15 protein-coding genes are annotated in these 10,582 nt (G+C 48.1%); 7 read left to right on the forward strand and 8 right to left on the reverse strand.

What is annotated here, in order from left to right; all coding sequences use genetic code 11:
• Positions 1–10: 10 nt before the first annotated feature.
• The 8 genes from Q0338_RS00880 to Q0338_RS00915 form a co-directional block, all read right to left on the reverse strand.
• Complete coding sequence (locus tag Q0338_RS00880) at positions 11–199, reverse strand: hypothetical protein (RefSeq protein ID WP_298085112.1); 189 nt, start codon at positions 197–199, stop codon at positions 11–13.
• A gap of 73 nt (positions 200–272) precedes the next feature.
• Complete coding sequence (locus Q0338_RS00885; RefSeq protein WP_298085113.1) at positions 273–542, reverse strand: FlhB-like flagellar biosynthesis protein; 270 nt, start codon at positions 540–542, stop codon at positions 273–275.
• A gap of 2 nt (positions 543–544) precedes the next feature.
• Complete coding sequence (locus tag Q0338_RS00890) at positions 545–2,242, reverse strand: flagellar hook-length control protein FliK (protein ID WP_298085114.1); 1,698 nt, start codon at positions 2,240–2,242, stop codon at positions 545–547.
• Positions 2,243–2,272: 30 nt separating this feature from the next.
• On the reverse strand, positions 2,273–3,469 hold the full coding sequence (locus tag Q0338_RS00895) for an MFS transporter (protein ID WP_298085115.1): 1,197 nt from the start codon (positions 3,467–3,469) through the stop codon (positions 2,273–2,275).
• Positions 3,459–4,157, reverse strand: coding sequence for a potassium transporter TrkA (locus Q0338_RS00900; RefSeq protein WP_298085116.1), 699 nt, complete (start codon positions 4,155–4,157; stop codon positions 3,459–3,461). Before Q0338_RS00900 ends, Q0338_RS00895 begins: the two co-directional genes overlap by 11 nt.
• On the reverse strand, positions 4,154–4,426 hold the full coding sequence (locus tag Q0338_RS00905) for an AtpZ/AtpI family protein (RefSeq protein WP_298085117.1): 273 nt from the start codon (positions 4,424–4,426) through the stop codon (positions 4,154–4,156). The genes Q0338_RS00900 and Q0338_RS00905 overlap by 4 nt, the downstream gene beginning before the upstream one ends.
• Complete coding sequence (gene hemL / locus Q0338_RS00910; RefSeq protein WP_298085118.1) at positions 4,426–5,841, reverse strand: glutamate-1-semialdehyde 2,1-aminomutase; 1,416 nt, start codon at positions 5,839–5,841, stop codon at positions 4,426–4,428. The genes Q0338_RS00905 and hemL overlap by 1 nt, the downstream gene beginning before the upstream one ends.
• Positions 5,838–6,194, reverse strand: coding sequence for a cytochrome c (locus Q0338_RS00915; protein WP_298085119.1), 357 nt, complete (start codon positions 6,192–6,194; stop codon positions 5,838–5,840). The genes hemL and Q0338_RS00915 overlap by 4 nt, the downstream gene beginning before the upstream one ends.
• 82 nt (positions 6,195–6,276) lie before the next feature.
• On the opposite strand from Q0338_RS00915, the gene folD reads away from it, so the two are divergent.
• The 7 genes from folD to Q0338_RS00950 form a co-directional block, all read left to right on the forward strand.
• Positions 6,277–7,128: a bifunctional methylenetetrahydrofolate dehydrogenase/methenyltetrahydrofolate cyclohydrolase FolD gene (folD, locus tag Q0338_RS00920; RefSeq protein ID WP_298085120.1), complete on the forward strand. Its 852-nt coding sequence runs from the start codon at positions 6,277–6,279 to the stop codon at positions 7,126–7,128.
• A 3-nt stretch (positions 7,129–7,131) separates the two neighbouring features.
• Positions 7,132–7,998 carry a signal peptidase I gene (gene lepB / locus Q0338_RS00925; protein ID WP_298085121.1) on the forward strand — a complete coding sequence of 289 codons (867 nt, stop codon included), beginning with the start codon at positions 7,132–7,134 and terminating at the stop codon, positions 7,996–7,998.
• On the forward strand, positions 7,995–8,648 hold the full coding sequence (locus Q0338_RS00930; RefSeq protein ID WP_298085122.1) for a site-2 protease family protein: 654 nt from the start codon (positions 7,995–7,997) through the stop codon (positions 8,646–8,648). Before lepB ends, Q0338_RS00930 begins: the two co-directional genes overlap by 4 nt.
• 110 nt (positions 8,649–8,758) lie before the next feature.
• Positions 8,759–9,199: a ribose 5-phosphate isomerase B gene (rpiB, locus tag Q0338_RS00935; RefSeq protein ID WP_298085123.1), complete on the forward strand. Its 441-nt coding sequence runs from the start codon at positions 8,759–8,761 to the stop codon at positions 9,197–9,199.
• Entirely contained in the window at positions 9,196–9,525 is a 330-nt protein-coding gene (locus tag Q0338_RS00940; RefSeq protein ID WP_002953464.1) for a protein-export membrane protein, read from the forward strand. The genes rpiB and Q0338_RS00940 overlap by 4 nt, the downstream gene beginning before the upstream one ends.
• Positions 9,526–9,545: 20 nt before the next feature.
• Positions 9,546–10,094, forward strand: a complete 549-nt coding sequence (gene apt / locus Q0338_RS00945) for an adenine phosphoribosyltransferase (protein ID WP_298085124.1) — start codon at positions 9,546–9,548, stop codon at positions 10,092–10,094.
• A 1-nt stretch (position 10,095) separates the two neighbouring features.
• On the forward strand, positions 10,096–10,582 hold a 487-nt coding region (locus Q0338_RS00950), incomplete at its 3' end, for a DedA family protein (protein WP_298085125.1).

The following is a 10,582-nucleotide window of genomic DNA, read 5'->3' on the forward strand; positions in this document are numbered from 1 at the left end:
CCGTCAAATTTTACTTTATGATTGACGGTTTTATCTTTTTTGGATGAGGATCTTTTTTATCATGAGTTACCGCTTTTTCTAGCGCGTGTTTCGGATAGTTTGCGCCTTTTGACGTGTTGCTGATAGCAAGAACTAGAGCTAAAAATAAGACCAACAAAGGCAAAGCTAAAATCACTATTATTCCGACCGTCTTTTTCATTTAGATTTCCTAGTTCGCACTCAAATTTCGCTTGAAAGCAGCCTGATCTCGCCTTGCTTTTACGACATGCGCCCTATTTTTTATTCGTCATTTGATACAAAAAGTTAAAGATTTCGGCGACTGCTTTATAGAGATTTGGCGGGACTTCCTCGTTTAGATCGACCTTGCTTAGAACCTCGACCAGATCGGCGTCCTCTTTGATCGGGATATCGTGAGATTTGGCTAGATTTATGATATTTTTCGCCACTTCGCCAGAACCCGTAGCTAGCACCTTAGGCGCGTTATCCTTTTGGCGGTTGTAGCCAAGAGCCACGGCCTTTTTAGTTTTTTGTACTTTCGCCAAATTTACGCCTTTTTGTCAAAGCCCATATCAAGCTTATCCAGACCGCCGTAAACACCGCTAAGACGTAGCTTTGGCATGGTTTTTAGGCTAAAATTCGACACTATCAAGCCCTGCTCGCCGATAGCCCTTTTTAGCTCCTTCGCGCCGCTTAAAATCAGCTCCTTAAACTCCTCTTTTTGCGTCGCGATCGCAAGGTCGATGTATTTGTTTTCGCTAAGCGCCACCATGATATTGATTTGCCCGAAATTTTGAAAATTTAGATCGATTTGCGCGTAGTGCTTTTGCTTTTTGCCTTGCTTAAACCTGATATTTCCGCCCTCTACGCCCTCCCAGACGTAGGGCAGATAGGTCTGCACGCCGCCAGCGACCGCGGAGGCTAGCTGATGCATCTCGATTTGAGCGAGCAGCTTTGAGGCGGCGTCTTTTACTGGGCTAGCGTCGGGGGACTTTGACTGCATGTTTAAAAGCGCGCTTTTTACGTCGTTTTGCAGCAGCTTTGCCGTCTCTTCGGCGCTTTTTGGCGTCACGGCGCCAAGCTCGCCGCGAGCGATGTTTTGTTGCTTTATTAACTTGCCGACCTCATCTAAGTTATTTTTTGCTTCAAAGCCCGCTTTATCGGCGATTTGCAGGGCGAAATTTAGCTTTCTAGCCGCATTTTGCAGCTTGTCTTGCAGCGTCGCGCCCTCGCTTCCCTCTGCGCCGTCTCGGACGATTTTTTGCGCGAAATCGTTAAATTTATCCTGCGAGGCCGCAAGCGCGCCAAGCTCGTCCGTTAGCTCTTTTAGCGTGCTTTTTAGCTCGGTGAAATTTAAAGCAAAGCCTCTGTTTTGACTTAGTTTTTCGCTATTTAAATTTTGCATTTTTTCGCCAGCATTTGCCAGTAGCTGCGAGATTTTATTTAGCTCGTTGTTTAGCGTTTTTTCGTTTAGGCTTAGTCCGCTGCCACTCATCGCGTTTGCCTGTTTATCCATAAATTTAGCCGCGTTTTCTAATTTATCCGCGATCTCAAAAAGCTGCTTAAACGGCGAGCCCGCTAGCGTATCTTTGGCTGCGGTTTTAGCGTTTTGTAAAATTTGATCAAGCCTCGCAAAGCTTTCGTTCGTGCTTAGGCTGTCATCTTTAGCTAGAGCTGAAATTTGCTCCAAAAGCTGCTGATTTGAGAGATTTTTTATATCGCCAAACAGCTTATTTATCGCGCTAGGTAGATTAAATTTGCCGTTTAGCGCGTCTTTTAAATTTGCCTCCAGCATGATGCCCGAGTTTTTTATCTGCTCGTTTAGCGGCGCGTTTTTTAGATCGGCAACGGGCTTTAAAAACTCCTTTAGTTTAAGCGCGAATTCCTTTAGATCGGGCTCGTTTTCGGCAAGCGCGACGAGGCTTTTCATATCTTTTGCGAGATTTGGCGAGAGCTGGAGATTTTTAGCCTGCGCGGCTAGCTCTTTGGCCTGCGTCGGGCTTGATTTTAGCTCGTTTAAAAGCTTATTTACGAGCTTATCGAGATCCTTTACGGCGTTATCCGCGGCCTCGGAGTCCAAATTTTGCGAGGGTGCTGGCTGATTTTTAAAAAGATTTTTAGTTTCGCCCGCCTGACCCGTCTGTCCGGCGCTTGGGCCGCCAGGACCGCCCGTTTTAGGCAGAGCGCCGCTGACTGCGGCCTGGGTCGCGATTTGCGAGCTTACTGAGTTGCTTACTGATTCCATACGGCTATATCGTCAAATTTGAGATTTTCATTAGCTATTTGCCATCGTGCCGGGGCTGTGCTCAAAGTCGCTTCTGCTTTCAAGCGGAACGGTCTTTTGCGTGAGGCAAAACGCGATGAGAAACGCAAGCAACGCCACGTAAACCCACATAAAGCCGTCAAAGCCTAAAATTTGCATACTAGCACCCATTATCACGGACGAAAGAAGCGAACCGAAAGAGTAGCTAAAAAGCACTGCGCGCCCTACTTCGATGCCTTGGTTTTTGTGCTTTAAAACGTCGTTGGCACGAGCAAGCGATAACGCGTAGAGGCAAAAAGCGCCGGAACCCAAAAAAAACGACAAAACGTACTGCGCGTAGATAGATGGTTTAAGCGCCAAAAAGCAAATAGCCGCACACAGCGAGACGGCAGAGCAGACCATTATCGCAGGACGGCGGCCGAATTTATCCGAGACGCTGCCGATAAAAGAGTGCGCGATAAAGCCGCCCGCCATCGCTATCGTCATAAAAAACGAAACTTCGACCGCGCCGTATCCTTGGAGTAAAACATAAACGCTGCCCATCGTAAAAAAGCCGTTTGTTAGGATGCCTGCTACGATACTGGTGATGAGCGCCAAAGGCACGAGCGCAAAAACTCTCGGGATCGAGACGCTCTTTTTTTCGGGGATCGGCGGCTCTTTGATGCGGATCAAATTTAAAGGAATACTCGAAAACAAAATAAACGCCGCGCTAAGCAAAAGCACGTGCGAAGTGGATAAATTTAGCGATAGCACGAGGATACCCAGCCCAAAGCAGACGTAAAACGTGACCTCGTAAAACGCTAACACTCGCGAGCGAACTTCGTTTCTAGCGCGCGCGTTGAGCCAGCTTTCGATTATCATCAAGATCGAGTAGTAGCAAAATCCCAAACATCCGCGCAAAAAGGCCCAAAAATAGAGATTTTGGCTAAGATCGTGAAACATCGCCGCGATACCAAAAAGCGACGCAAAGATCCCAAAGCTCCTGATGTGGCCGACTTTTGAGACGATTTTATGTGAAAATATCGTAGCCGCCATAGCTCCAACGAAAAATACCGCGATAACAAATCCCGTCTCCAGCTCGCCCGCGCCCATTTTTTTTAGCTCGACGCCCGCAGAGCTGATGATGAGGCCGTTTCCCACAAACAAAAACGCCATCCCCACAAATAGTGCAAACATCGATCTGATCGTTATTATCGAGCTATTTCTCATTGCTTTTTACTCCATATATCAAAGCGCCCGCAGGCATCGCCGCAAGCGCGATCAAAAACGCGGCGATATCGAGGTTGTCGTGCCTTTTTAGCGCTAAAAATCCGACGACCAAAACCGCATACGCGATCAGCCGAAAAGGCACGAATGCGGTAAAGTAGTTGGGCGAATTTTGCTTTAAATTTTGCGCGAAATTTTGCTTTTTTGAGGGCTTAGTTTCGCTGCTTTGATTTGATTCGTTCAAATTTGACTCGTTTGCCCGGCTTAAATTTGACCGACCGCTTTGGCTTGCCTCTTTTAAATTTTGCTCGTCAAATTTAACCAGCTCGTTTTCGTCGTTTAAATTTAGTTTCGCGTTCGCTTTTACCGAGCCGTCCAAATTTGACGCGTCCTGTCGCTTAGCATCTTCGCGGTGCGGGTCATGCCCGTCAAATTTAGCGTTTTCAGCGCGATCAGGAAACTCCTCGTGATTTTCGCCCCATTCGTCTATGTCGTCCTCTGCGGAGGCGTCATAGTCTCGCACGCCGTTTTCTACACGTTTTTTGTAGGCTCTAAAGGTCGCGGCCAGCACCAAAAGCGAGCCCGCAAACGCGACCTGCGAGCTGTAAAACCACGCGCGGCCAAATGCCACCGAGCCCAGCAATAGCAAAGCCTCAAACGCGCCGTAAACGGCAAGGAGCTTAAGATTCACTCATCGTCCTCGTCATTTGCGGGCTTAAATTTATCTTTATCTTTTAGTTCATCTAGGCTTTTTATCTGCGCGTCGTAGGCCTTTTTGATGTTTAGGCCGGCTGCGGCGATACCGACTGCGATGCCCGCAAACAGCGTCCACGTCCAGCCGGTTTCCTTCATCATCCAGTAGCCAAACCCGGCCCCGATAGCAAGCGCCACGACGATAGAAACGCCCAGACTTAGCTGCTCGGCGCCTTTTACGACGTCGCCTAAATTTATCTTCGCCATTAGGCAAATCCCCAGCTGTTTTTCATGCGCTCTTGTATCGCTTCGCGCTCTTTTCTGGCCTCTTTTAGACGCTCTTCTAGATCGGCGATCCTTGCTTTTACCTCGCGCATTTCTTCGTTTTCGCTCGCGTCTTGCGCGACTATCTCGGCAAAGCTCTCGTCTGCGGCCTTAATCGCAAATTTAATATCCTCTTCGCTCATCGCGTCGCAGATAAAGCCCGTCTCAAACTGGCTAGGCGCTAGATAAACGCCTTTTTCAAGCATTTTGGCGTGAAATTTGGCGTAAAGCTTGACGTCGCTTTTTAACGCATCGTCGTAGTTTTTAACCTCGCTTGCGGTAAAGAAAAAGCCAAACATCGAGCCTCGCACCGTCGTTTGTAGCGCGATGCCATGCTTCGTGGCGACGCTTTTTAACCCATGAGCAAACAGTACGGCTAGCTTGTTTAGGCGGTCATAAAGATTGTGATCGGCGAAAATTTTACTCAGGCTTGCGATGCCGGCGGCCATAGCTACGGGATTACCGCTTAGCGTACCCGCTTGATATACGGCGCCTTCGGGACTTAGACAGTCCATGATAGCAGCCTTTCCGCCAAACGCCGCCGCAGGGCAGCCTCCGCCGATCACCTTACCAAATGTTACCAGATCGGCCTCTATGCCGTTAAATTCGAACGATCCATGCCTGCTCGCGCGAAATCCACTCATAACCTCGTCAAATATCAGCACCGCGCCGTTTTCGTCGCAAAGGCGTCTAAGCTCGCTCAAAAACTCGTTATCCGCAGGCACGAGCCCCATATTTCCCGCGATCGGCTCGATGATTAGCGCGCCGATTTTGCCTCTATTTGCCTCAAATATCGCCCGCACGCTAGCTATATCGTTGTAGCGCGCTAGATAGGTGTTTTTCACCACATCTGCCGGCACGCCGCCGCTAGATGCATTGCCGTAGGTCGTCGCGCCGCTGCCTGCTTTTACCAAAAGCGCGTCGCTGTGCCCGTGATAGCAGCCTTCAAATTTTATCAGTCCGTCCTTACCGCTAAAGCCGCGCGCCACGCGGATTGCGCTCATCGTGGCCTCTGTACCCGAGCTAACAAAACGCACCTTTTCTACGTTTTTAAACTCGTCGCAGATTAGTTTGGCTAGCTTTGTTTCTAAATTTGACGGAGCGCCAAAGCTTAGTCCTTTTTTAGCCGTCGCTATCACCGCACTCTCGATATCAGGGTCGCAGTGCCCAAAAATGAGCGGTCCCCAGCTCTGGATGAAGTCTAGATAGCGGTTTCCCTCGATATCTACTAGATACGCGCCCTCGCCGCGGTCCACCACAAACGGCTCGCCGCCTACGCTGCCAAACGCGCGAACGGGCGAATCTACGCCGCCCGGGATATATTTTTTAGCCAGTCCAAAAGCTTCTTTGTTCGTCATTTTTTATCCTTGTTGAAATTTATAACGTATTCGTAAAGCAAATTTATCTCTTCGTCGGTTAGAAAGTAGCTAGGCATCACGCTTCTAGCGCTTAGCACGCCCTCTTTAAACGTCTCAAAATCAAGATTGTTTATCCTGGGCGCTCTTAGCTCGTCGTCGATGACCTGCTTGGTTTTTTTATCGAAATGTCTATATTTTGATATGAGCGAACCCTCGCCGCCCTTGCCGTGACACTTGTCGCAGCCGATGCCGCGCGGGTTTTGATAGAGCATCTTCGCGTATTCGTTTTTCGTGATAAAATCGCTCGCAAACGCCGCGCCGCAAAGCAACCAAAAAATCAGCCAAATTTTCATAAATTCTTTCGCTTTTTCGTAAATTTAATCTAAAATTAGCTATCATACAATCTTTGCGATTAAAAAGTAATAAAGGACGAAAATGACGATATTAGACGGCAAAAACGTAAGCGCGCAAGTAAAAGAAAGAGTAAAAAACGAAGCGCTAAATTTGAAAAATCAAGGCATAGAGCCGGCGCTTGCCGTGATACTGGTCGGCGAGGATAAAGCCAGCCAAACCTACGTCGCGGCAAAAGAAAAAGCCTGCATAGCCTGCGAGATAAAAAGCGTGATGCACCGCTTGCCCGAATCCACGACGCAAAGCGAGCTAATCGCGCTAATAGACGTGCTAAATTTAGACGACGGCATCGACGGCATCCTAGTTCAGCTACCGCTACCAAAGCATATAGATACGAATAAAATTTTAGAAACCATTAGCCCCGCAAAAGACGTGGACGGCTTTGCCGCGATAAACGTCGGCAAGCTAGCTAGCGGACTTGACGGCTTCGTGCCTTGCACGCCGCTAGGCATAATGGAAATTTTTAAAGCCTACGATATAAATTTAGAGGGCAAAAACGCCGTCGTGATCGGACGTAGCAACATCGTGGGCAAACCGATGGCAAATCTACTGCTAAACGCCAACGCGACCGTAACCGTGACGCATAGCAAAACGCGAAATTTAAAAGAAATTTGCGCGGACGCCGACATCCTAGTGGCCGCTATCGGTAGAGCCGATTTCGTAACGGCCGATATGGTAAAAGAGGGCGCCGTCGTAATCGACGTAGGCATAAACCGCATGGACGACGGCAAGCTAAAAGGCGACGTCAAATTTGACGAAGTAGCGCCAAAATGCTCGTTTATAACGCCCGTTCCAGGCGGCGTAGGCCCGATGACTATCGCGATGCTACTGTCAAACACCATAAAATCAGCCAAAAACCGCGCGAAAAAGGCATAAATTTTGAAAAAAGCGTTTAATAAATTTTTAGATTTTTCAAACAGCTGGACGGGCACTGTCATCATCGTCTTGCTCGTGATTTTCTTTGTCGCGCAGGCCTTCGTGATACCGTCAGGTTCGATGAAGGACACGCTTTTAGTCGGCGATCATCTTTTCGTTAAAAAATTTAGCTACGGCATCTCGACTCCGCGCATTCCGTGGATCGAGGTCAAGGTTTTGCCAGATTTTAACGGTAACGGCCACCTCATCGAGGGAGCAAAGCCGCAGCGCGGCGATATCGTGGTTTTTCGCTATCCGCACGATGAAAAGATCCACTACGTCAAGCGAAATTTCGCAGTCGGCGGCGATGAAGTGGTTTTCACCGAAAAGGCGCTATTTTTGCACCCGCACGAGGGCGAGGAGTTTATAAAGGCAAATTTTGACGAAAAAGATATAGTAAAATTTGGCGGTAAGCTTTTCGTACGCGAGCCATATAAATTCGGCGGTATCCACTACGATGAGAAGGTAAATTTATTCGAACTAGCCGTAAACTACCTAAACGCGAGCAAATTTGCCATGCAACCCGTTATCGTAAACGAGCTACCAAGCGTTGGCAACTATCCGTTTAACGCATTTTATTTTCAAGTTCCAGAGGGCGAGTTTTTCATGATCGGCGATAACCGCGACCATTCAAACGACAGCCGTTTTTGGGGACCCGTGGCATATAAAAATATCGTCGGCAAGCCGTGGTTTGTATATTTTAGCTGGGATGATGAATACAAAATCAGATGGAACAGAGTCGGCAAGAGCGTGGACTTTATACAAAACTCGCCTGAGCTACTAAATGCCGCCAGGGCCGAAGCTAAAAACGACGGAAACAAGATCGAATGAACCTTGACAACATCGACTTCGCTCAGGTAGCGATCCTAGTCGCCGTGCTCGTTATCTCCGTCGTCGGGCACGAGATCGCGCACGGATACGCAGCGTTTAAATTTGGCGACTTGACCGCCAAAAATTTGGGGCAGCTAAGTATAAATCCCATAAAACACGTCGATCCGCTGGGTACTATCGTCGTGCCGGCACTCATGTATCTTAGCACGGGAGTGACGTTTGGGTGGGCTAAACCAGTACCCATAAATTTGCGCACGGTGCTTTATAACGGCGGCTATAAGGCCGCTATCATCGTCGCGCTTGCGGGTATCGCATACAACCTTGCTCTTTTTGCGTTAGCGTTTTGCGCGTTTAAATTTATCGGTTTTAAGGGGTTTTTTGATAGCTTGGTAGCGGAGTTTGTTTTCATGCTCGCAGCCGTAAATTTAGTCCTAGCTCTCTTTAACCTCTACCCCATCCCGCCTCTTGACGGCTCCAAAGCACTTGAGTATCTTTTACGCATTTTTGGGCTTCACGGCGCGGCAAACTGGCTAAATAGCATGCAAAGATACGGCTTTATCGCGCTAGTTATCATCGTGGTCTCGCCGCTAAAGGATTATTTTTTCGAGCCGATACGATACGCCGTGGCAATCATGAGGATGTTTTTGTAAACGGCAAATTTTAAAATTTAGCCTAAATTTCGCTCCTAAAGGCTCGCGGCGAAATTTTACTTTAATGCTTTTTTGCTATAATTAAGCATTTTTTAGCTTATGGAAATTTCATGAAAATAGACAAAATTTTTATCGCGAGCGACCACGCGGGCTTTGATCTTAAGGCGCAAATTTGCGAGCTTTTAAAAAGCGAAGGTTTTAGCGTATGCGACCTAGGAACGCATAGCAAAGATAGCGTCGATTATCCAGATTTTGCCGAGCTTATGACGCAAAATTTACGCGGCGAGAACGAATACGGCGTGCTAATCTGCGGCACGGGTATCGGCATCAGTATCGCGGCCAACCGCCATTCGCACGTTCGCTGCGCGCTTTGTCACGACGTCACCACGGCAAAACTAGCGCGCGAGCACAACGACGCAAACGTGCTAGCCATGGGCGCTAGAACGATCGGCGACGCGGTCGCGGCAGATATGATAAAGGCCTTTTTCGCTACCGAATTTGCCGGCGGCAGGCACGAAAGACGCGTGAAAAAGCTAGGAGGCGAGAAATGACCGATTGGCTCGTACTTACGGTTTTGATCTGCATTTGTATCTATCTCACCGTTATGGTGTTTTACTTTAAAACCTTGCTTAAAAAAGAGCGCGCGACGCGCGATTTTATGAAAAACAATCTCCAAGATACCGAAGTCGTCATCCGCAAGCTGCAAGTCCAACTCCAGCGCGGCCTGGGTAACATCGACATCCTCACCGACGAACTAAACAAAGTCAAAAACGATGCCAACGCCCTTCGCACCAGAAACTCGCAGTACCGCCTGGAAAACGACAAACTCCGCCAGCGCATCCGCGAGCTAGAGGGCAAAATCGAAGCGCTACTATAAATCAAATTTAAAGGCAAAAAATGAAAGAACTAGACAAAGCGGGGAAGGAATTTTTATTAAATTCTATCCGCTGTATAAACGATTTTCCAAAGCCGGGCATAGTATTTCGCGACATCACGACGCTGCTAAACAACAAAGAGGCGTTTAATTTTTTAATGGATCATCTAGTTGCCAGATACGAGGGTGCCGATATCGATTTCATCGCCGGCATCGAGTCGCGCGGATTTATATTCGCAGCGGCTTTGGCGGCTAGACTGCGGCTACCTTTCGTGCCGATTAGAAAGCCTAAAAAACTGCCCTACATCACGATCTCGCAAAAATACAGCCTAGAATACGGCGTAGACGAAGTACAAATTCACGTTGACGCATTCGGCGAGAAAGCGGGCGCAAAAGTGCTTTTAATCGACGATCTAATCGCTACGGGCGGAACCGCAAAAGCAAGCGTAGAGCTAATCAATCAAACAAACGCCGTTTGCGTGGAGGCCTGCTTTTTGATAGATTTAAAGGAGCTCGGCGGTAGCGAAAATTTACGCCCTCTAACCAAAATTTACAGCATACTAGAGATCTGAGATGGAAGAATTTTTCATAAAACTACTCATCGAGTACGGCTACATCATACTTTTCGTCTGGTGCATAATGGAAGGCGAAATGGCGCTCATAATGGCGGGCATCCTCTCTCATCAAACGCATATGCATATCGCGCCGGCCATCTTCGTAGCAGGTCTGGGCGGCTTTGTCGGGGATCAAATTTACTTTTATCTAGGCCGCTATAACAAAAAATATATCGCCAAAAAGCTTCATACCCAGCGCCGAAAATTCGCCATCGCGCATATAATGCTGAAAAAATACGGCTGGCCGATCATCTTTATCCAGCGCTATATGTACGGCTTTCGCGTCATCATACCGATGACCATAGGCTTAACCGGATACAGCGCGAAAAAGTACGCGTTTATAAACCTAATAAGCGCGTGGTGCTGGGCCGCGATCACGATAATCCCCGCGTGGATCCTCGGCGAGCACATACTTGATATACTGCACAAAGCAAAAGAGCACTGGT

The organism is uncultured Campylobacter sp. (genome assembly GCF_938018145.1).
Classification (GTDB): domain Bacteria; phylum Campylobacterota; class Campylobacteria; order Campylobacterales; family Campylobacteraceae; genus Campylobacter_A.